The organism is Fodinibius sp. GM21 (genome assembly GCF_058386955.1).
The window spans coordinates 489404-512193 of the sequence record NZ_JBYEIQ010000003.1 but is presented as its reverse complement, the minus strand read 5'-3'; the positions used below and the strand labels follow the sequence as shown (position 1 = coordinate 512193).

Annotated in this window: 19 protein-coding genes; 13 read left to right on the top strand and 6 right to left on the bottom strand. The window is 44.8% G+C overall.

Features of this window, described 5'->3' with window-relative positions; translation table 11 throughout:
• Positions 1 to 21 precede the first annotated feature (21 nt).
• Positions 22 to 1716 (bottom strand): peptide MFS transporter, encoded by a 1695-nt coding sequence (locus ACT3IB_RS09500; protein WP_491538768.1) that lies wholly within the window; start codon positions 1714 to 1716, stop codon positions 22 to 24.
• Between the two features lie 208 nt (positions 1717 to 1924).
• On the opposite strand from ACT3IB_RS09500, the gene hutU reads away from it, so the two are divergent.
• Positions 1925 to 3595, top strand: coding sequence for a urocanate hydratase (gene hutU, locus ACT3IB_RS09495; protein ID WP_491538767.1), 1671 nt, complete (start codon positions 1925 to 1927; stop codon positions 3593 to 3595).
• 3 nt (positions 3596 to 3598) lie between these two features.
• The gene (locus ACT3IB_RS09490; RefSeq protein WP_491538766.1) at positions 3599 to 4783 is read left to right on the top strand and encodes an MFS transporter; all 1185 of its coding nucleotides are present in this window, start codon (positions 3599 to 3601) and stop codon (positions 4781 to 4783) included.
• Positions 4784 to 4815: 32 nt separating this feature from the next.
• Here ACT3IB_RS09490 and ACT3IB_RS09485 read toward each other — a convergent pair whose 3' ends face one another.
• Entirely contained in the window at positions 4816 to 6531 is a 1716-nt protein-coding gene (locus tag ACT3IB_RS09485; protein WP_491538765.1) for a tetratricopeptide repeat protein, read from the bottom strand.
• Between the two features lie 227 nt (positions 6532 to 6758).
• On the opposite strand from ACT3IB_RS09485, the gene ACT3IB_RS09480 reads away from it, so the two are divergent.
• Positions 6759 to 7232, top strand: coding sequence for a DUF456 domain-containing protein (locus ACT3IB_RS09480; protein WP_491538764.1), 474 nt, complete (start codon positions 6759 to 6761; stop codon positions 7230 to 7232).
• Here ACT3IB_RS09480 and ACT3IB_RS09475 read toward each other — a convergent pair whose 3' ends face one another.
• The gene (locus ACT3IB_RS09475; protein WP_491538763.1) at positions 7233 to 7895 is read right to left on the bottom strand and encodes a class I SAM-dependent methyltransferase; all 663 of its coding nucleotides are present in this window, start codon (positions 7893 to 7895) and stop codon (positions 7233 to 7235) included.
• Between the two features lie 3 nt (positions 7896 to 7898).
• Positions 7899 to 8609: a ZIP family metal transporter gene (locus tag ACT3IB_RS09470; RefSeq protein ID WP_491538762.1), complete on the bottom strand. Its 711-nt coding sequence runs from the start codon at positions 8607 to 8609 to the stop codon at positions 7899 to 7901.
• A 120-nt stretch (positions 8610 to 8729) separates the two neighbouring features.
• Between ACT3IB_RS09470 and hutH the strand changes: the two genes are divergently transcribed.
• Positions 8730 to 10229, top strand: a complete 1500-nt coding sequence (hutH, locus tag ACT3IB_RS09465; RefSeq protein ID WP_491538761.1) for a histidine ammonia-lyase — start codon at positions 8730 to 8732, stop codon at positions 10227 to 10229.
• Here hutH and ACT3IB_RS09460 read toward each other — a convergent pair.
• Entirely contained in the window at positions 10222 to 11472 is a 1251-nt protein-coding gene (locus ACT3IB_RS09460) for an outer membrane beta-barrel protein (protein WP_491538760.1), read from the bottom strand. The two genes, hutH and ACT3IB_RS09460, sit on opposite strands and share 8 nt — an antisense overlap.
• Positions 11473 to 11693: 221 nt before the next feature.
• On the opposite strand from ACT3IB_RS09460, the gene hutI reads away from it, so the two are divergent.
• The 4 genes from hutI (at position 11694) to ACT3IB_RS09440 (ending at position 15022) form a co-directional block, all read left to right on the top strand.
• On the top strand, positions 11694 to 12908 hold the full coding sequence (gene hutI / locus ACT3IB_RS09455) for an imidazolonepropionase (protein ID WP_491538759.1): 1215 nt from the start codon (positions 11694 to 11696) through the stop codon (positions 12906 to 12908).
• 142 nt (positions 12909 to 13050) lie between these two features.
• Positions 13051 to 13986, top strand: a complete 936-nt coding sequence (locus tag ACT3IB_RS09450; RefSeq protein ID WP_491538758.1) for a formimidoylglutamase — start codon at positions 13051 to 13053, stop codon at positions 13984 to 13986.
• A gap of 29 nt (positions 13987 to 14015) precedes the next feature.
• Positions 14016 to 14399, top strand: coding sequence for a hypothetical protein (locus tag ACT3IB_RS09445; protein ID WP_491538757.1), 384 nt, complete (start codon positions 14016 to 14018; stop codon positions 14397 to 14399).
• A 188-nt stretch (positions 14400 to 14587) separates the two neighbouring features.
• Positions 14588 to 15022, top strand: a complete 435-nt coding sequence (locus tag ACT3IB_RS09440; RefSeq protein WP_491538756.1) for an SRPBCC family protein — start codon at positions 14588 to 14590, stop codon at positions 15020 to 15022.
• Between the two features lie 58 nt (positions 15023 to 15080).
• Here ACT3IB_RS09440 and ACT3IB_RS09435 read toward each other — a convergent pair whose 3' ends face one another.
• Positions 15081 to 16238: an Mrp/NBP35 family ATP-binding protein gene (locus ACT3IB_RS09435; RefSeq protein WP_491538755.1), complete on the bottom strand. Its 1158-nt coding sequence runs from the start codon at positions 16236 to 16238 to the stop codon at positions 15081 to 15083.
• A gap of 379 nt (positions 16239 to 16617) precedes the next feature.
• Here ACT3IB_RS09435 and gcvT point away from each other — a divergent pair, with 379 nt between their 5' ends.
• From gcvT to ACT3IB_RS09410, 5 genes are all read left to right on the top strand, one after another.
• On the top strand, positions 16618 to 17712 hold the full coding sequence (gcvT, locus tag ACT3IB_RS09430) for a glycine cleavage system aminomethyltransferase GcvT (RefSeq protein ID WP_491538754.1): 1095 nt from the start codon (positions 16618 to 16620) through the stop codon (positions 17710 to 17712).
• 75 nt (positions 17713 to 17787) lie between these two features.
• Positions 17788 to 18519: a 2-phosphosulfolactate phosphatase gene (locus ACT3IB_RS09425; protein WP_491538753.1), complete on the top strand. Its 732-nt coding sequence runs from the start codon at positions 17788 to 17790 to the stop codon at positions 18517 to 18519.
• Positions 18512 to 21055: a DNA translocase FtsK gene (locus tag ACT3IB_RS09420; RefSeq protein ID WP_491538752.1), complete on the top strand. Its 2544-nt coding sequence runs from the start codon at positions 18512 to 18514 to the stop codon at positions 21053 to 21055. The genes ACT3IB_RS09425 and ACT3IB_RS09420 overlap by 8 nt, the downstream gene beginning before the upstream one ends.
• Entirely contained in the window at positions 21030 to 21665 is a 636-nt protein-coding gene (locus ACT3IB_RS09415) for a LolA family protein (RefSeq protein ID WP_491538751.1), read from the top strand. The genes ACT3IB_RS09420 and ACT3IB_RS09415 overlap by 26 nt, the downstream gene beginning before the upstream one ends.
• A gap of 17 nt (positions 21666 to 21682) precedes the next feature.
• Entirely contained in the window at positions 21683 to 22714 is a 1032-nt protein-coding gene (locus ACT3IB_RS09410) for a lysylphosphatidylglycerol synthase transmembrane domain-containing protein (RefSeq protein ID WP_491538750.1), read from the top strand.
• Positions 22715 to 22790 lie beyond the last annotated feature (76 nt).

Sequence of the window (22790 nt, the reverse complement as noted above, 5' to 3'; positions counted from 1 at the left end):
CTGGGAAAAGTTTCTAAATAATTACTCTACATCGCCCATTAGCTTTTGTACGAATGGACTTGCGATTAAGGCAATGACTCCGCCACCGCCAACAATCATGGCTACCCACCAGAAGAGGCTGGCTTCAGAGAGAACTTCGAGCTGACCAGCCATAAGGCCTGCAAAGAGGTTACCTACGGCGGCCGCCACAAACCAGATACCCATCATTTGGCTAACACGTGATTTGGGTGCCAGTTTGGTCATGGATGAAAGTCCTACCGGTGATAGGCAAAGTTCACCAGCTGTATGTAAGAAATAGGTAACGATAAGCCATGCAGGACTTACCGGGTTTGCTTCGGTTGCATTTGCAGCACCCCAAGAGAGGACAAAGAATCCGGCAGCGAGGCCAAACAATCCTAAACCAAATTTAACGGGAATAGATGGATTGGCATTACGCGCGGCCAACCATGTCCACATAAATCCGAAAATAGGGGCAAATACAACAATGAAAAAGGGATTAATAAGCTGTAGCGTACTGGCTGGCGTTTCCCATCCGATGCCAATGCGCTGGATGAGCCACCATAGAAAGATGAGTACTCCAACCGAAGAAACAGCAACAACGCCTTTCGCAAAGTTCCATAAGTCATCGCGTTTATATACGCGATAAACCATATAAAAGACCGGAATAGCGATTAATAAAGTGATTAATCCGGCTGTAGTTGGTCCAAGCCAAGCAACACCTCCAATGGCACGATCAGTGAGATCTTTAGCAAATAGGTTTAGCGAAGAGCCGGCCTGTTCAAATCCACTCCAGAAGAGTGCGGCCAAGATAAACAGCCAGAAAATCACGCCCAGTTTCTTTTGCTCTTCCCTGTTGTGTCCTCCAAAAAAGATGATGTATGCAAAAAAGATAATCGTAATTGCAACGGCCGCCCCACCAAGGTATTCAGCGAGGGTTTGGAGGGTGATATTTATAACGCCCGAACTCATTAAAAAGCCGAAGACCACAATAGCTCCTGCTACAACTGATAAAATTGTGTAAAACTTTCGGCTTCGGGCATTAAGCACTTCTTGACTTTCACCGGTTTTTAGATCTCCGGCGTTTCCCAGGAATTTATATCCGTACTTGTAGGAAATAAGTCCAAGGACCATTCCAAATCCGGCCAGTGAAAATCCCCAGTGCCAATTGTAGCCTTCTCCAAGAACGCCACAGAGCAATGGTCCCAAAATGGCACCGAAATTAATCCCCATATAAAAGATGGAGAAGCCGGCATCGCGTCGGGCACCACCCTCGGGATAGAGGTCACCAACCATGGAACTGACGTTGGGTTTCAGTAAGCCTGTACCAATTACGATAAGTGCCAGTCCGAGGTAGAAGAATTCTATTAGTGGGACGGCCATGCTAAAGTGTCCGGCGGCAATGATACAACCACCTACAAAAACTGCCTTACGCTGTCCCCAAAGTTTATCAGCAACCCATCCACCGGGCAGTGAAAGTACGTAGACGAAAAAAGTATAAAGTCCATATATGGCAGTAGCTTTGCCGACGCTGAACCCCAAACCGGGATTTGCGGTCATAGTTTCAGCTGTCATATATAGAACGAGCAATGCTCGCATTCCATAATAACTGAAGCGTTCCCAAAGCTCAGTAAAGAATAGCGTTGACAGCCCCCTCGGATGACCAAAAAAGTCATTTTGTTGGGCGGTGTCTACCGTCCCTGTTTGTTCGTTTGCCATTGAAACTGGTATTTATTTAGAATTGCAATTCCCAATAACATAATTGATTTACGCCGTGCATGATAATTAAACCGACATAGTGAAGCAACTTTAAAGTTGTTCTGTTGTATAGCAACGTAAACGATGTTGTCTTTTACTGGTTTGAATGGTACGCAATGCCTATTAAATTTATTACATTGCCCAAAAATCCGAAGTAAAAACAGTGGTGATGAGTACAGATAAAGGCGTAGTTAAAAATATTAAAGCACCAACGGGAACGGATCTGCATTGCAAGGGCTGGCACCAGGAGGCTGCCCTGCGCATGCTGATGAATAATCTTGATCCGGAAGTAGCTGAAAAGCCGGAGGAGTTGGTCGTCTATGGTGGAAGTGGCAAAGCGGCGCGCAACTGGGAGAGCTATCATAAGATTGTTGAAACGCTGAAAAGACTGGAAAATGACGAAACGCTCTTGGTGCAAAGCGGCAAGCCGGTGGGAGTATTTCGGACCCACGAAGAAGCCCCGCGCGTACTTATCGCCAACGCTCACTTGGTGCCAAATTGGGCTAATTGGGATGAATTTCGTCGTCTTGATAAAATGGGATTGACCATGTACGGACAGATGACGGCAGGCTCATGGATTTATATCGGGACACAAGGAATTTTACAGGGCACGTACGAGACCTTTGCCGAATGCGCCCGCCAGAAGTTTGATGGTACACTCGAAGGTCAGCTGTTAGTTACGGCCGGACTTGGTGGCATGGGCGGCGCTCAGCCGTTAGCAGCTACAATGAACGGTGCGGTATGTATTGCCATAGAGGTGGAGGAAAGTCATATAGATCGCCGTATTGAAACTGGTTATTGTGATATAAAGTGCACTAATCTTGACGAAGCGCTTGACAAGGCACTGGATGCCAAAGAAAAAGGAGAAACGCTCTCCATTGGATTGCTAGGCAATGTGGCCGAGGTTCTGCCCAAAATGCTTGAAAAGGGTGTGATTCCCGATGTGTTGACTGATCAAACTGCAGCTCATGACCTCCATCTTGGATATATTCCGGCAGGAATGTCCGTCGAAGAGGCTGCCGAAGAGCGCGAGCTAAATCCCGAAATGTATCAGGAGGCCGTGCTCGACTCGATGGTCACCCACGTGGAAACGATGCTTAAAATGCAGGAAAAAGGAGCTATTACCTTTGATTATGGCAATAACTTACGGGGACAGGTGGCCGACCATCGTGGCATGGAAGAGGCCTTTAATTTTCCCGGATTTGTCCCTGCTTTTGTACGTCCGCTGTTTTGCAGAGGATCTGGACCGTTTCGATGGGCAGCGCTGTCCGGTAATCCTGAAGATATTTATACGACTGATCAGGCAGTGTTAGAGACTTTTCCTGAAAAAGAAGCGCTTCACCGGTGGATTCATAAAGCACAGGATCAGGTGCAATTCCAGGGGTTGCCGTCACGTATCTGCTGGCTGGAATACGGCGAACGCGCCGAGATGGGTGCCAAGTTCAACTGGCTTGTCAAGAATGATAAAGTGGATGCTCCGCTTGTTATTGGTCGTGACCATTTGGATACCGGATCGGTGGCATCCCCGAACCGCGAGACCGAAGGAATGAAGGACGGCTCTGATGCTATTGCCGACTGGCCGCTGCTGAATGCCATGTTAAATACAGCAAGCGGTGCCAGCTGGGTATCGCTGCATCACGGTGGAGGCGTAGGTATTGGATATTCGATTCATGCCGGAATGGTGTGTGTGGCCGATGGTACAGAATCAGCCGATGAGCGCCTCGAGCGTGTGTTGACTAATGATCCGGGCAGTGGCGTTATGCGTCATGCGGATGCCGGTTATGATGAGGCGATCAAGACAGCTAAAGAGCGCGGCGTAGATCTGCCGATGGTGGAGTAGTTGATGCAGAATACAGCACCCAAGCGCATACTTCCAGTCATTGTGTTAGCCCAGTTCGCCGGGACTTCGCTCTGGTTTGCGGGCAATGCCGTTATTCCCGATTTGGTGCAGGAGTTGCAGCTGACCGAGATGGCTGTTGGATATATCACGTCGGCCGTGCAATTTGGATTCATTATCGGTACGCTGGTATTTGCACTTCTCAGTATTGCAGATCGTATTTCGCCAAGTAAAGTGTTTATGTGGTGTGCTATTTTGGGGGCTAGCGCAAATCCTCTTACGGTGTATAGCGGTACCTTTTTCTGGCTGATACTCAGCCGATTTGCCACGGGATTTTTCCTGGCGGGCATCTATCCGGTGGGTATGAAGATTGCTTCAGACTGGCATAAAAAAGGATTGGGCAAAGCCTTGGGCTATTTGGTGGGAGCTTTAGTAGTGGGTACGGCGTTCCCTCATTTGATAAAATACGTGAGCGCTGATTTACCCTGGAAAATTATTTTATTTGCGACCTCGTGGTTTGCTACAGCGGGGGGAGTAGTGCTTTATTTTGCAGTTCCTGATGGACCCTATCAAAGTAAAAAGGGCGAATTCAAGCCATCGGCAATGGTTCGGCTCTTTAAGAATAAGAACTTCCGATCGGCGGCATTTGGCTACTTCGGACACATGTGGGAGCTATATACGTTTTGGGCGTTCATCCCCATTATGATTGAATTTCATGGGCAAATAAATGGCTTAGCAGCATCAAATATCTCACTATGGTCATTTGGGGCTATTGCTGTGGGAGGTATAAGTTGTGCTTTGGGCGGACATTGGTCGCTATCAGCTGGCAGTAAAAAAGTGGCATTTGTATCCTTGATAGGGTCGGGACTTTGTTGCTTGGCGCTGCCATTTTTTGTGGAGCTTCCATTCGCTTTTTTTATCACACTACTCTTGGTATGGGGGTTCTTTGTGGTCTCAGATTCGCCCCAATTTTCAACGCTTGTAGCCCATTCATCGGATTCTGACTACGTGGCTACAGGTTTGACCATCGTCAACAGTATCGGTTTCGCGATTACGATTGTAAGCATACAATTAACAAATTGGCTCTGGGCGCAGTGGCAGGAGCCTCTGGTGTTTCTGGTGTTGTTTGTGGGACCGATATTGGGAGCGATCTCAATCAGTAAATACAAGAAGCAGGTTGATCCGGGATAGAAAAGAATATGGCCCAGTATTAGTTGGTTAAATTAATCTTTCGGAAAACTTCCATCTGGATTTAAATTCCAAGCTTCGTAAAAACCTTGTATTAGTTCATTATATTCAGCACTATCTTCAATATCTGGATACTTTCCACCAAGTCTGCGTAATCCATCCATAGCTCCAAAGTATTCCCAGTCCGTTGGTTCGAGCTGTTGATATGTTTCGATAGCCTTTTTTGTTTTTCCAAGTCCCCAATATCCCCACGCCAAATAACGTGGTGGGAGGTTGGCAGTTTCTAGATTATCAAGATATTTTTGAGCTGTGAGCGTATCCCCTTGCATCGCTGTAATCTGTACTAGATAGGCTTTAAACCATGGTCCCATAATTGTTTCCAAGTTTTCTTTTGCAAGCCGTTGGGCTTCCTCATGTTTTTGTAAGTCCATAAGTGCCCGCACCTCACCACCAATTGCTACGGCGTGTTCAAGTCCCATCTTTTTTTGAAGACGGGCTTCTTTAAGACTTTTCTCCGGTTTTCCAATGGTATTGTAGGCATCGTAAAGCAAGTGACGGGCACGGGTGTGTTGAGGGTTGAGCTCAGTTGCTGTTTTTATATGGGTTAAAGCCTGTTTAGGACGCATAATCTTATAATACAATTCGCCAAGTAGGTGATGAGCCTCCCAATAACTTGGTTTAAGTTCTATGGCACGTTCTAGTTGCTCCAGGGCTGCTGGAGCATTCATGTTTTTAAGCTTTACATGGCCCATAGAAGTATGTGCCTCAGCTAAATTAGGATTTAGCTCTAATGCTCTTTTGGCCGCTGTTTCTTGATCTATCGGTAGAAAGGAAAGAGTATCTGATCGTGTTCCGTAGTAATTTGCTGCAGCATCTGCTAAGCCCGACCAGGCCAGAGCAAAAGTTGAATCTAACTTGGTCGCTTCATGAAAGTATTCTGTAGCTTTTTTTACGTGTTCATCTATACCATATGTCCGCTGAGCCAGTTCTTGCCTACCTTGTGCATATAGACGATACGCCTCAAGGTCTCCTGATGGTGCGCCAGCTATCCGGTCCTGTTCTCCTGCAGAGAGCTCCACTTGCAAAGCATCGGCAATTTCTCGAGCTATTGCTCCCTGAATAGCAAAAATATCCTGTGCGTTTAGTTCTCGCTGATATGTTTCGGCCCAGATGTGGGTGTCTGTAGAGGGATCAATGAGTTGTGCGTTAATTTGAACTTTGGAACCGCCTTTTTGAACATTTCCTTCTAGTATCCATTTAACATTTAGGCTATCAGCAATGGCAGGAAGAGTTAACTCACTTCCTTGAAATTTTTCGACCGATGTACGGGAGATAACCTTTAGGTCAGAAACGTTAGCCAATCGCGTTAATAAATCATCATGGAGCCCCTCTGCCAGTGGCAAGGGTTCATCCCTGCTGCTTATACTTTTTAAGGGCAATACAGCAATAGAATAATCACTGATATTTTGTGATGCAGCTTGTTTGTTATTTAGCCCTATTGTTAGATACCACCAGCCACTAAACAAAATTAAAACTACAACAGAAACGCCGATCCAGAAAGTATTTTCATAGTCTTGGTTGTTTCCTGATTTTGGACCCGTCTTTCTGATCCCATCGGGGGTGACCTCAAAAGCCCAAGTAATCACAAGTGTAATGGGAAGTCCAAGTAGGATGAGAGTGATGATCATCTTCATCACCCAGGGAGGAGCGCCAAAGGTGTCGGTTGCTATCGAGGCAACTTGAACTAGCACCCAAGCTGTAATAGCATATACGACGGATACCCTATAAATATTACGCCTCTTGAGTTCGCTGAAGAATGATTTTAAATCCATCATCCCTACATTTTTTGTTTTATGGCCCCCATTGTTAAGACAAGTTTAGGACTTTTAACATCCAATCGTAAATTTTGGATGTAACTTGTTGGAGAATTTATCGTTTTATATAGCCATCGGGTCAACTTTTAAGGTAACAGGCCGTTATGGATATAATTCTTCTTATTCTTGGCACACTGCTAATAATCGCCGGATTCATTGGATCATTTCTTCCGGTAGTTCCGGGCACGCCGGTAACTTATTGTGGATTGCTTGTTTTACAGCTTTCCTTGCAACCATTCTCAGCTACATTTTTAATTGTCTGGGCGCTGATTGTGGCAGCTATTATGATTTTAGATAATGTGATTCCCGCCTATGGGACTAAAAAGTTCGGTGGATCGCCTTACGGCATCTGGGGAAGCCTGCTGGGCATGGTAATTGGGATCTTTTTCTTTCCTCCCTTTGGCATTATCGTTGGACCGCTTGTTGGTGCTTTTGCGGGCGAACTTATTGGCGGAAAAACCTCGGATCGTGCGTTGAGATCAGCCCTTGGTTCATTTGTCGGCTTATTGGTAAATACGCTGATGAAAGTGATCGCCAGTGGGGTAATGGGATATTATTTTGTGATAAATGCCTTCTGATTAATAAGACTTTTGAAAAAGTATGACCCGATCTGCAGGAAAATTCACCGAGGCATTCCAATGTTTGGCCAGCCAACGGAAGGTATCTTTGGTATAAAAGGTTACGTGGGTAATGTCGAGTCGATAGTGCCAGTCTTCAAAAAAATCGACATCGTCTTCAGCTATTTTTGTCATAATCCCCAGATATCCTCCGGGACGCAGGCAACCCCACAATCGTTCTAATTCCTGCCCGGGATGAAAGAGATGCTCGACTACTTCTGTGGCCGTGATAAAGTCATATGTTTCATTAAATGCTGAGGGGTCGTCATCATAAAAAGAGTCATAGATCGACATATTATGACCTTCTTCCTCAAACATCAGACTTAGTGTGGGGCCGGGCCCCGATCCAAAATCCAGGCCCTTGCTCTTTGGTTCTAGTAAGTTATTCAGAGGATGAAAAAGCTGGCTCAGAAAGTTGCGATACCCTTCGTCTTCGGGGTCGTTTTCATGGGTTTCGTATCGCTCAAATTCTTCGTTGCGATCGGGGCGATCGTTGGGTGGGGCAAAAATCAGGCGGCAGCGCCGACATTGGTAATATTCCGAAGAATAATGTTCAGAGGTATCTTTATAGAAATGGTGGATCTGATCGTTATTGCACAAGATACATGTTTCAGGTTTCATCATGTGTCATCCTAACAATTTATGTCCGATCATCCCGATAGCAAAGCCCAGAACTGCCCCTAACGGTGGTTTCCAATGATTCTGCATTCTAGCCTGTGGGGCAATATCTTGAAATATTAGATAAAGGATACCACCGGAAGCAAAGCTCATAATACCAGCGGTCCAGAGTTCATGATTCTGTAAGAAAAAATAGCCCACACAGGCTGCCAGCGGTCCCAGGAAGCTTATTAAAAATAACTGCTTTAGAATTTTTCGTGTAGCAATGTCCGATTGTCGTAGTTCTCGATATGAGTTAAATCCTTCAGGCAGGTTTTGGGCAGCAATAAACCCGCCTAGCAGTATACCCAGATTTTTGTTTTGGCTGAATAATGCCCCCAAAGAAATAGCCTCGGGAATAAAATCAAGCAGCATCGCCATAAGTTGGGCTTTGCTACCGCTTTTTTGGGTGATTAAAGCATCAATCAGACAAAATACGAGTCCTCCTGAACAAAATGTGATGCCAAGGGTAACGATGCCTAATGTTTCAACAGCTTTTGGTGCAAGGGCAAAAGCAATGGCCGCGAGCAGAATACCTCCGCCAAGGGCGACAATACCATAAATAAACTCCTGCTTTGCTTCGGTGTCGGCAGAAGGTTCGAACCGGGCAATGACGCTGCCGATGAAGGCCGTAAATCCCGCCAGCCATGAAATGCCGATAATAAGGAGGAGTTGGTTCATAGGCTAAAGTATCTTTTTGGTTATACGATGATAAGCATAAGCGATATTAAAATCTAAGTTGGGATGGGCCGTGAGTCCTCGTATTTTTAATAAAATTACCGGGAAGAAAATGTTAGCACAGTGAAAATAACGATAGCCAATTTATACGATGATCTTTCTAAAAGTATTGCTCATCTGAAAAGAGATAAATCTACTATTCGGGATGCGAGATCAATAGTTGAAAGCGCCCTCGACCGCGACGAGCCGATGTATGGGATTAATACCGGCTTTGGTGCGTTGGCAAATAAGCGAGTGAGCGAAGAGCAGCTTGAACAGCTGCAGCGTAATTTAATTTTGTCGCATTCAGTAGGGGTGGGAGAACTTATCCCCAAAGATATCTCGCGATTGATGCTTCAGCTTAAAATTCATGCGCTGGGATTGGGTAATTCGGGGATATCGGAGAAGACGTTTGACCGACTGGTTTATTTCTCAGATCACGACCTGATCCCCGCCATGCCGGAAAAGGGAAGTGTGGGAGCTTCGGGCGACTTGGCTCCACTGGCACATATGTCCCTTCCACTGCTCGGTTATGGGTTGTTTTGGAATGAGGACGGCACGGATACCATTCCCGCTGAAAACGTATTAAATGAACATGATTTGGAGCCTATAAATCTCGAGCCTAAAGATGGGCTATCGCTGATAAACGGTACGCAACAGATGGGGGCATATGGAGCTTATGTGCTGGAAAAATCACTTAGTCTGATAAAGGCCGCCGATTTGATCGCGGCGATGAGCCTAGAGGCGCTACAGGGAAGTATCAAACCGTTTGATGAGCGCATTCACGACATTCGTCCGCATAACGGGCAGCAGGAAGTGGCTCGAAATGTGCGGGAGCTTTTAGTTGAAAGTGAGATTTTAGAGTCGCATCGTGATTGTGGAAAAGTGCAGGATCCGTACTGTCTGCGCTGTGTTCCACAGGTGCATGGGGCCAGCCGCGACGGCCTGCGTTATTGCCAAAAGACAATTGAGACAGAGTTGAATTCCGTAACGGATAATCCACTGGTGTTTGAAAACGGGGATATCATTAGTGGTGGAAATTTTCACGGTCAGCCGTTGGCGCTTGCACTAGATCATGCTAAGATTGCACTGGCCGAGCTAGCTAGTATTTCAGAGCGACGAACATATTTGTTGCTCGAAGGTCATGATGGCTTGCCGGAACTGCTGATGCAGGAGACAGGCATCAATTCAGGATTTATGATACCGCAATACACCTCGGCGTCGTTGGTATCCGAAAATAAAGTGTTGTGCCATCCTTCTTCAGTGGATTCCATTCCCACCAGCCTGGGGCAGGAAGACCACGTGAGTATGGGCAGCATCAGTGCGTTAAAGCTTCTGGAAGTGTATCAAAATGTGGAACAGGTGCTGGCGATTGAGTTGTTTACCGCGGCGCAGGCGCTGGATTTTCGAAAGCCTTTAAAGCCGGGAAAGGGAGTCAAAATTGCTCATGAATTTGTCCGCGATGCCATTCCGCATGCCGAAGAGGATCACTATTTTAAGGATGATATTAGCAAAGCGGTAGAGCTGTTACAGGATCGTCGATGGATTGCAGCTGTACAGCGTGAGCTAAAGCCACTTATTTAGCATTTTCAAAGCTTAATTTCTGAAAGTTTTTGTAGGCGGGCTGCAACGTTGAGGGACGTGGGAAACTAATGGTAAAAGCGTCTTTGAATGTAGATGAAACAGTTTTTTTAATGTTCTCTGCTTTTTCTCTGGTGTCGAATGGTCCGATTAATACCTGGAAAAAGGATCCTCGTTGTGCTATAAACACATATTCTTTGGAATTAGAGAATCTTTCTTCTACAAGGTTTATCGTTTGGTTGCGAACCTTTTGCACAGTTCCCAGTCTATACGAAGAAAAAACCTGTACAAAGTTTCCAGTCTGAATCAACTCTGCATTGCCGGAGTTCACTTCGTTGGCTGATTTTTTGGTACTGTCCTGTATTTGTTGCGAAAGCGCTTCGATTCGGTCTAATCGTTGAGATAAATTGGCAACGGCTTTGGAATTGCGATCATGAGTGTCTTTTTGAGCCTGTTCTTTTTGCTCGACAGATTTTGATAAGGTCTCAACCTTGTTTTTTAAGTGATCTACTTGCCGGCTCGTTGCTTTAAGATTGTTGTACTCCTTTTGAGACAGTTTTACCGGTTCGGGCTTCCAGGAAGGGTTAATAGTTCGGTTCGATAGACCGGCAAAATTAAATCGTATGCCCGCCGATAGAGAATTTAATAGATCGGCATTAAATCCTGTGCTTCGGTTGTCAATAGTATTTGAAGCAATATGGTACTCATAATGGGTAAAAAGATCGATACTTTCGTTGACTTTAAAAGCTATTCCGGCCCCCAAATTGTAGCTGGCACTGTTACCGCTGAGGTTGCTGGAGGGTGTATCAACGGTATAGAAATCGTAGCCGACGCCGCCGCTAAGAAACGGATTTACGCCCGATAAGCGATCACCGAGGGAAAATACTTGGTTCAGATTGACTATATTTTTAAAGGCTATGGTATTTAATGATGTTGAAAAACTGCTGGTACTACCTTCTATGTTGGAGTATTTGTAACCTGTTTCAATAGTCCATGTTGGAGTAATTGCATATTGTATGCCCGCACCGAAAGCAGTAGAAGTTTCTGTGAGCCGGCTAAGATTGCTTCTCATGATCGGAAGTCCCGATCCCGAACTCATGTTTTGAAAATTTATTCCGCCATGTGCTGTAAAGCTGATGCGATCTGTGGTCTGCATCTGTGCTTTGGTATTGCTGCTGAATACGAAAAGGAACAGCAATAGTAATGAAATGAAAAGTTTGCAAATTTGTTTACCCGAACTGCCCATAATAGTACTCTTTTTGTTTTGTTTGCTGATGACCTAAAAATGCAATTTTGCCAACGCTACCTTTAGCTTATTGAAGCAGAAGGAGTTAAGTTATTTCATGAAGGGACAAAAAGTATATAAAATCATTCAGCATTTACATTGGAATTTTTTAATGTGGTTATGATCTTTGGTTTTACCATCGGATGAATCATCAACTATAATAATAACGAACCAATTTTTTAATGCCTGTATTAACAAATATTGGGTTTTTAGCAACGTGCACAGATGAAGGTGGACAGGGCGATATCCATCCCATAAAAAATGCGGCAATTGCCTGGCAGGATGATACCATTTCGTGGGTGGGATCAGAATCTGAGCTTCCTACAGAATATGATAATGAAGAAGTATTCGATGCCAGCGGGAAAATGGTGATTCCCGGTCTTATTGACTGCCACACGCACTTGGCCTTTGGCGGTTGGCGACCTGATGAGTTTGCGATGCGCGTGCAAGGGAAAAGCTATCTCGAAATTGCTAAAGCGGGTGGTGGAATTCTTTCTACGGTTAAGGAGACGCGAAAAGCCACCGAAGATAAGCTTTATGAAAAGGGATCCGGATTTTTAAAAGAGATGGCTAAACTTGGGGTTACTACTGTTGAGTGCAAGAGCGGTTATGGGTTGTCATTGGAAGATGAGCTGAAAATACTGCGGGTTTATCAACGGTTGGCCGAAGACCAGCCGATGCATATCATCCCCACTTTTTTGGGGGCACATACCATTCCGCCCGAATTTAAAGAGAATCGGGAAGCATATATCGATTTGGTGATTGAGGAGTTGATCCCCACCGTAGCTGAACAAAAACTGGCAGAATTTTGCGATATTTTTACCGAAGAGTCGGCCTTTTCGGTAGAAGAATCGCGGCAAATTTTAACTGCCGCCAAAGCGGCGGGACTAACCCCTAAGCTGCATGCCGATCAGCTTACTTCTTGTGGTGGAGCAGAACTGGCCGCGGAGATGGGAGCTGCCAGCGCGGATCATCTCGAAAAGATTTCAAATGAAGGAATTGAGGCAATGGCGAAAGCCGGTGTTGTGGGCGTAACACTTCCACTGGCTTCGCTGTATACGCAGGAAGAACCTCTTAGCTGCCGAAAGTTGGTTGATGGAGGTGTGGAAGTGGCCGTGGCTACAGATTTTAATCCCGGATCGGCGCCCAGTTTCGATTTGCCGCTGGCGATGATGTTGGCGTGTAACCAGGGACGACTGAGTCCGGCGGAAGTGTTGAAGGGAGCTACGATCTATGCAGCCAAGGCCATTAAACGAGGCAGCAAATTGGGTTCTATTGAAAAGGGGAAATCTGCTGATTTTGCTATTATCGATGCTCCCGATCCAAATTTCTGGATATATCATTATAAGGGGGCTAACTGTATGGGAGCTTTCGTAAAGGGCAATAAATTAAGTTGAACGTAAAACTTAACAGCTACCGAACATCATTTGCTGCCGTACTTTAATGCTGCGATGGGAGGGTTTGTATTGCCCATGACATTAATCACGGGGCTTTTTATGTTGGTCAGAGAATGGAAAAACGGAACAAAGGATTTTTAAAATGTCATTATTAAAACAAGTATCTGTAAACATCCCAAAAACAACCGGTAATGACCCGAGAATTGGTCAATTAATTGAGTCTAATCTCGAGAAGAATGATACTCCTCAAGCCGTTATTATAGGTTTTCCATCGGATAAAGGAGTGACCATAAACGGAGGTCGTGCCGGGTCTGCAGATGCTCCTGAGGCTATTCGCAAACAGTTATATAAAATGACGCCAAACCCTGAAAACTATAAAGCTTTTGTGGATTTGGTGAGTAACATACTGGATGTGGGAGATCTAAATATCCATTATGAAGTAGAGGAGGATCAGCAAAATTTGGGCAAGGTATTGGCAAGTTATTTAGAGCGGGGAATAATTCCCATTATTCTTGGTGGTGGACACGAAACTGCATTCGGTCATTTCTCGGGATATGCAGAAGCAGGGTTAAAAACAGCAATCTTTAATTTAGATGCCCATGCGGATGTGCGTCCGTTAAAAGATGGGAAAGCGCATTCGGGATCACCTTTTCGTCAAGCTATTGAACATGAAAGTGAATGTGCTGAAATGTATTTGGTGGCGGGATTGCAGCCGCAATCAGTAGCACAGTCGCATTTGCAGTATATAAAGGAAAGTGGCGGGGAATATAAGTTGCGAGATGAAACGAATATCACCTCTATTTCCGGATTATTTCATCAGCACGAGAGTGAAAGACTTATGGTAACGTTTGATATGGATGCCGTTGATCAATCGCAGGCACCGGGGGTAAGTGCTCCTTGTGCAAATGGTTTGCCTTCTGATTTGTGGCTGACAGCTGCATATCTGGCCGGCAGAAACGAGCAGGTCACCTCATTTGACTTGTCGGAAGTAAATCCGCGTCACGACCGTGATAACCAAACGGCAAAGCTAGCTGCGGCTACGATCTGGAATTTTTTGCTGGGGTTAAGCGAGCGTTAGGCAACCTGAACTATTCAATGGAGATGAATATGACTCTCTATAAGCAAACGCCCACAACATTTGAAGCGTTAACGGACCCTTTGCCCCAAGAGATACAACATATTGCCTTTCGTCTTCGCAAAAGTATAAAGAAAATCCTACCGGAAGCTGATGAAAATGTTAGTGGCGGCAAAAAGATGGGTATGGCATTGTACAGTTTTAAAAACCCTGACAATGTAATTTGTGGGATTCAGCCTACTGAAACAATGTGTAAGCTTTATTTTCACGGATGGAAAGAGTTAAAAAAGAAAGGGTTTGAGCTGGAAGGCTCAGGCAAAAATGCCAGGCATATTAAGCTGCAGTCCGAGTCTGCTCTTGATCCGAAAATAATTGAAGAAATGCTTGTTGTCCTAAAGAATGTACTGATGAGATAAGATTAACCCATTATAAAAATTTACAATTGGATTCACGCTCTGATATGGTGGGTAGCCCTTTGTAGTCATCAGATATTGTACTATTAGGGGTGCAAGCAGGTTAAAATAGGTGGGATGGAACCTTTGCTTGTGGTTATGTGGTTAGTGCTGCATTATCGGACAAATTACAAGCAAACAAATAGCTTTCCATGTATACATTGCAGCAAGAGCAAATGTTAGATATTTCAGCAGATCAACTTTGGCAATTTATATCCCATCCGGCAAATCTTAATAAAATCACGCCTCCGGAACTCGACTTCACGATCATAAGCGACGTACCGGAAACAATGTACAATGGCTTACTAATCGAATATGATCTAAAGCTTCCCTTGTTGGGACATTCGAAATGGGTTACTGAAATCAAGCATATTATTCCCGGGAAAGAGTTTGTTGATGAGCAACGGATAGGGCCATACCGTTTTTGGTATCACCATCATAAAATTGAAGAGGCGGAATCGGGGGTAAAAATGATCGATCAGGTAAATTATGTGCCTCCGTACGGGATATTGGGTAAAATCGTGAATAAACTACGCGATATTTTTGAATACCGAAAGCAGGTCTTGCATCAGCGGTATAACAAATGAACCCTAAACTAAAAAGAAGTAAGTGTCATACTGAAATAAGTTCAGCATGACAGCTTTCCTAAGGCCGAATCTTGATATCGATTTTTTCCGTGGGATCCTGCTCTTGGTTCCGAATCGCCAGTTGCTGAATCACATTGTTGGAAAGTTCTACAAATTTTTGTGCTGATTTCGTTTCCATATCCCCCAACACAATAGGTTTGCCATCGTCACTGCTCTCGCGCACTTTCTGTTCCAGTGGGATTTCGCCCAGGAAGTTGGTACCCATTCGCTCCGCCAGATTACGAACTCCGTGCTTGCCAAAGATATAGTATTTCTTGTCCGGCATATCCTCGGGGATGAAGTACGCCATATTTTCAACCATACCTAATACCGGCACATTTACCTTCTTAAACATAGCCACCCCTTTTCGGGCATCATCAAGTGCAACATCCTGCGGGGTAGAAACAATAACAGCTCCGGTCAGCGGAACGGTTTGTACCAGCGTCAACTGAATATCGCCCGTTCCGGGTGGAAGATCTAATACCATGTAATCGAGTTCGCCCCACTCCACTTCATTCATAAATTGTTTGACCGCACTTGTTACCATGGGACCGCGCCAGATCATAGCTTGGTCAGGGTCAACCAGCATACCCATTGACAGAAATCGGACCCCATATTTCTCTTTGGGGATAAGTTTCTTGCTGGTTGTAATATTGGGTCTTCCGTGGGCATCCATCATGGTAGGGATGCTGGGGCCGTAAATATCCGTGTCCAACAGCCCCACTTTTGCACCGGTTCGTGCCAATCCACAAGCCAGATTCACAGCAACAGTAGATTTGCCAACGCCACCCTTGCCGGAAGCTACCGCAATAATATTTTTAACGCCCGACAGTACCTCCTCATCGCCTTGCTCTTGCTGCTCTTCACGCTTTTTGCGATGGCCTTGTCCCGGAAATTCGCCCTTGTCCTCGTTATTTCGAAATTTCGAAATGTTAACGGCCGTCGTTATATCAAGAACGGCATCTTTATCCACGAATTTGCGAATCGCATCTTCGCACAGATCCTTTAGCTTGGATTCCAGCTTGGGATCTTTTTCCGGAAGATCAATGGTGAAAGTGATAAACGAATCCTGAACAATAAGATCTTCGATCATATCGAGGGTGACCAGATCTTTTTCCATCTCAGGATGCATCACATGGGTAAGTGCCGTACGGACTTGTTGCTTGTTGATGGCCATTGGGTAAAAGTGTTCTGTTGCAGCTAAATTTTTGAGTCTTGTAAGATAAGGATTTCTTTTCAGATGCTAAACGCTGATTGTACAGAAAAAATTCGGTTATGCAGAACACGAATGGTACTTACTGATCGGTTTTTCATAGCAGACTTTCATCTCGGACAGATACTTTTCAGGAAAAGTAAAAGCGTCTTTTAAGTTATACACTTCTTTTTTATTGCTACAGTCTTCTGTTGAGGACACATCGCAAAGTAGATCAAAGTTTGATAATCATTCTCAATTCTATTGCGAAATCCGTATTTTGGTCGACTGGAAATTGATATCTTGTAATTAAGAGAAAATAAGCCCAAAGAAGTCTGAAATCACAGTAAAACAAAAGTAATCGATGTCAAAACGAACGCCCTTTTACGATCTTCACGAACAAGCCGGAGCAAAGCTCATAGATTTTGGCGGATTTGAAATGCCCGTGCAGTACGATAGTATCCGTAAAGAACACAACACCGTGCGCGAAAAGGTGGGGATGTTTGATGTGTCCCATATGGGAGAATTCTATGTTACCGGTGAGGAGGCGCTGGATTTAATTCAGTATGTGACGATTAACGATGCCTCAAAATTGGTGCCCCGGAAGGCACAGTATTCGGCGATGTGTTACGAAGACGGCGGCATTGTGGATGACCTTTTGGTGTATATGCTGGATGAGAATGAATACATCCTGGTGGTGAATGCCTCCAATATCGAGAAAGATTTTGATTGGATTGCTAAGAATAACTCCTTTAATGCAGAGCTGACAAACCTTTCGGATGATACTTGCTTGTTGGCCGTGCAGGGACCAAAATCCGTGGAAACGCTTCAAAAATTAACTGATACTGATCTTTCAGCTATTAAATTTTACACATTTGAGTTGGGCACGCTGGCGGGCTATGATGACGTGACACTTTCGGCCACAGGGTATACAGGCGAAAAAGGTTTCGAGTTGTATTTCAATAAAGATCATGTTGACCCGGAAGCTATCTGGAATGCTATTATGGAAGCGGGGGAAGAGTTCGGTATAGAGCCTTGCGGACTCGGCGCTCGGGATACGCTGCGACTGGAAAAGGGATTTGCACTCTATGGAAATGACATCACCAAAGATACGCATCCGCTTGAAGCCCGCATGGGCTGGCTCACCAAGTTGGATAAGGGGGATTTTATTGGTCGCGATGCACTTGTTGAGGTTAGAGAGGAAGGGCTTTCACGAAAACTCGTGGGTCTTACTATTGATGATAAGCGCTCTATTCCCCGAAAGGGCTATGCGATTTTTGATGAAGATGATAATGAGATCGGTTTTGTAACCAGCGGCTCTCGCTCTATCACTTTGGGTACCAATATCGCTATGGGATATGTGGATGTAAATCATACCGAAGAGGGGGCATCGGTTTTTGTAGAGATCCGAAACAAAAAAGCTGAGGCTACAGTAACAAAACCACCGTTTGTAAAATAAGAAGTGGTTGCATAAGAGAATAGTTGCTAATATATCAACCGGGATAAACAGGGAATATGACATTATTTACAGCTTATGATAAATCAAATTGATGTGTTTTCATCGGCTCACTCTTTTAAGGAAGAGGATATTCGCGACAAAGCAGTGGTAATGATTGATGTACTGCGGGCTAGCTCAACGATGGTTACGGCATTGCAAAATGGGGCCAAGGGCGTTATTGCGGTTGAGGATATGGACGATGCCAGTAAATTTTCACATAACCTCGATGCGGAAAGTTTTTTGATGAGTGGCGAAAAAAACGGTGTTACCATTGATGGATATGATTTGGGAAACTCTCCGTTGGAACATACCAGGGAAGTTGTAAACGGCAAGACAATTATCCTAAATACCACGAATGGCACAAAGGCGATTCGGCGCTGCAGTTTGGCCGATCAAATTATTGTGGGGTCATTTCTGAATCTGAATGTCATCGTACAATATTTGCAGAATCTTGATGAAGAAGTACTGCTGGTATGCGCCGGATGGAGGGGGCGACTCTCACTGGAGGATATTCTTTGTGCCGGGAATATTATTTACGAACTTTGTGGTGGGAATTTGCCCGATGAGGCCAGAGACGGAGCAAAAGTTGCTTTTGGTCTTTATGAAAAATTTAGTGATGATATAGAAAAGAGTATCAAATCATCGAATTATGCGATCCGCCTCAAAGATATTGTAAGCAAAGAGGATCTTGAGTATTGCTGCCAACGCAGTATTACGGATGTTTTACCGGCACTTAATGAAGGAATCATTACAGATATAAATGGCTAAAAAAAGTAATTCAGATAGTTTTTTGGGAGGTCTTTCGGAATCCCGGAAAATGGAAATACTGGGGATTTTGGTGATGGCTGTTGGCGGCCTGCTTGGGTTTAGTATTGTGACGTACAATCCGGCCGATTACACGCTTATCCAATCGCTGTCGACCGATAGTTTATTTGCACTGGATCAAGGCCCTGCTCTGCGCATCCAAAATGGATTGGGCGTTATTGGAGCTTATTTGGCTCACTTTTTTGTCCACCTCTTGTTCGGATATATGAGCATCATCATGCCGCTTATTATCGTGGGGTACGGCTGGTTTATTTTCAGAAATAGGGATGTCGGCCTAATGCTGTGGCCCACGGCCTACGGCATCTGGAGCATGGTGTTGTTATCAACTATTTTGGGATGGCTGAACACCAATTACGAGTGGGTTGAGTCGGTATGGAATGGCTCGGCCGGTTTTTATATAGCTCGCATTCTTCAAAATATTACAGGGATCGGTTCTATTATTATTTTGTCGGTATTGTTGTTAACGACCTTATTGGCACTGCTCGATCGCGATCTCCAATACACGGTGGAACGAGTAAAAGAATGGGTTGATAACATTAAGGTCTCGTATGCCGACTGGAAAGAGCGCCGACGCCAGAAAAAAGAAGAGAAAAAGAAACGCAAGCAGCAGGAAGCTGAGCAAAAGGAGATTGAGAAGCAGCGACAGGCCGAACAGCGGATGCGTAAAAAGTCGCAACAATCGGAGCAGCAAGCTGAAGCTCAAAAAGAAACGAAGACCGAACCTGAAGAAGAGGAGCCTGAATCCCGCAGTATTGATGACATTGTTGAAGAATCGCAGAAGCGAGATCGGGAAAGAATGCGTCAGCAGAAAGAAGAGGTGAAATCACTTGATCAACGTCCCCGGGCAGATATTGAAAAGAAAAAGATTGCCGAGGATGAGGAAGACGATGTTGATATTTCGGTGTATGTCGGGGAAGGTGATGAACAGGCCGATGAGAAAGAGCTTGATAAGCAGAATAAAGATAAGGCCAAGGAAGTCCCCAAGGTTCGTTACAAATTTCCGACTATAGATCTGCTGGATTCACCTCCAAATGAAGGGAACGAGGTTGATCTCGAGGAAATCAAAGAGAACAAACGGATTATCCTCGATAAGCTGAAACGCCACAATATTGAGATTCGCAGCATTAATGCCATTGTGGGTCCCACGGTTACGCTGTATGAGCTTGACCCTGCTCCGGATGTCAAGATTAGTAAGATCGAGAGCTATGCGAACGATCTGAAGATGGCAACGGCGGCGAAGGGGATGCGTATTATGGCGCCTATTCCCGGGCGTTCGGCAGTGGGAATTGAGGTGCCCAATGGGTCACGCGAAACGGTATTTATCAAGTCGGTCATTAATACCAAGAAATTCGTAGAAAGTGATTATGAGCTTCCCGTGGCCTTTGGTAAGACCATCGAGAACGAAGTGTTTATGGTGGATCTGACCAAGATGCCGCACTTGCTTATTGCCGGTGCCACGGGATCGGGTAAAACAGTAGGGATCAATACGATCATTACGTGCCTGCTGTACAAATGTCATCCCGATGATCTGAAGTTTGTGATGATTGATCCCAAGAAAATTGAGCTCTCGCTGTTTCAAAAAATTGAAAAACACTTTTTGGCTACTCTGCCCGGTGCCGAAGAACCTATCATCACGGATACCTCTGCAGCGAAGGAGACGCTCGAAAGCCTGACGAAGGAGATGGACGAGCGCTATGACTTGCTCAAGGACGGGATGGTCCGCGATATCCGGGCATACAATGAAAAATTTGACAACGGGGAGCTTGATGAGGATGAAGGACACCGTCATCTGCCCTATATTGTGGTGCTTATTGATGAGCTGGCAGACTTAATGATGACAGCCGGAAAAGATATTGAGGAACCGATTGCCCGACTGGCTCAGCTGGCGCGTGCGGTTGGCATTCACCTTGTTGTGGCAACACAGCGTCCATCGGTGAATGTGGTTACCGGTACGATAAAAGCCAACTTTCCTGCACGTATAGCGTACCAAGTGGCTTCGAAAGTGGACTCGCGTACCATTCTTGATACCGGGGGCGCCGACCAGCTTATTGGTCGGGGTGATATGTTGTTTACCAACGGTGGTGGTATGACTCGAATCCAGAATGCCTTTGTGTCGACTGAGGAGGTGGAAGAGATTACTGATTTCATTGGAAATCAACGGGGATACAATAATAAGTATGAACTTCCTGTTTTAGAAGATGAAACCACATCAAGTGGTGATATCCCTGATCCACTGGACGACATTGATGAACTTTTTGAGGCGGCTGCCAAAGTTATTGTACTGCATCAGCAGGGATCAGTGTCACTGTTGCAGCGTAAGCTTAAGATTGGCTATAATCGTGCCGGACGAATTGTTGACCAGCTGTATAATGCCGGTGTTGTAGGTCCTTATCAGGGCAGTACGGCGCGTGATGTGTTAGTTGACGATGAAGAAGAATTAGAAGAATTATTAGATGATCTGGAAGAATTTGAACGATAAGGTACCTATAGTTTTCATTGCAATAATTATTGGTTTGGGGTTGCCTTCGTTGGCTTTGGGACAGCAGTCCTATTTCTCAGACTTAAAACAGACATTTGAGGATGGATCAATTTTTAAGGCTGATTTTTATCATCAAACTGTAGACTCTTATACGCAGGATACTGTTGCCAGTGATGGGCGTATCTGGGTTGGAGGTCAAAAGTATAGAGTAGAGGCCGACAACAAGTCTGTTGTTGTGGATGGGGAAACATCAAAGGTGTATGACGAGAATAGAAATCGGGTTATTATTAGTAATTACGAGCCGGAAGATGACGATTTTGCACCCTCGCGAATCCTGAACGGAGTGGACTCTACCTTTACGGTGCAGACCCAGGAAAAGCGAGATGGCGGGATTTACATCTTATTATCTTCGGATGATCCTTTCGCTATATATAAGAAAGTCGAAATTTTTCTTTCGAATGGTCTGGTGCCAAAAAAGATTGAAGCTGTTGATCCGGCTGATAATATAATTACAACAACCTTTTCTGACGGGGAGTTTATGAAACCGGAGGAAGGAATGTTTACCCTTAGCTATCCCGAGAGTGCTGAAAAAGTTGACATGCGAAACTAACAGATTGTTAGATATTAATGTATAAAAAAGTAATTAAGATAGGGCTCGCATTATCTTTGGGAGTCCTTTTTCTGTGGTTGGCTTTTCGTAATGTGCGCGTACAGGAAGTGTGGGAGTACTCGAAGAACATCCAGTTTGGTTGGTTGTTTCCTTTCGCGATTACGGCCCTATTCAGTCATATTTTTAGAGCTGAACGCTGGCGCCTTTTTATTGAGCAGGACAAAGAAGAGCTTGATCGCATCACCTTGATTTCGGGGGTTTTGGTTGGATATATGATGAACCTTGTCGGCCCGCGCTTTGGAGAGGTTTCCCGTCCGGTGTATGTAGGCAAAAAGGAGGGATTGAGCAGTTCGAAATTAATGGGCACAATCGTATTGGAGCGCGTAATCGATATTGCTGTTATGGTATTTCTGATGGTTGTGGTGTCGGTGTATGTTATTGCGGACCTGAATTTACTGAGACAGATCTTTGGGGATGAAACCATTAACTTTCTTACGAATGAGTCAAGTTTACTAACGTATGTATGGGTAGCGTTTTTATTGGCAGCTGTTATTGGTATTGGCTACTTGTTGATCAAGTTTATAGTCTATCTCGGTTCCAGGTTTGAAGTTCTCCGAAGGTGGATTTTTAAGGCTAAAAGAGCTTATATCATGTTCAGAAATGGACTCTTGGCGGCCCGCGATGTAGAGCGGTGGTGGTTATTTATTCTTTATACCGTTTTAATCTGGTTGTGCTACACGTTGATGACTTATATTCCGTTCTGGATGTTTGATATGCAGGAGGCATATAACTTGGATATGCTGGATGCTCTCGTAATTACCGTTATTTCTGCCATCGGTATTGCTATTCCGTCGCCCGGTGGCCTCGGAACCTATCACTATTTTGTAAAACAGTCGCTATTAGTATTATTTGCCGTGCCCGCCGTTACCGGTATTGCATATGCAACGGTTACCCACGGAGTGATGGTATTATTTGTATCAAGTATAACGCCCATATTTTTATTTATTGACAAGCTTCGATCGACCAAGGCGGGGAAACCGGTCGTTTAAAGTTTATTTGAGGATTGTTTTAGGGTTTTTTTCTGCAAGTCGCGCCTTCTTGCAATTCTCTCATTCTTTTTTCGTT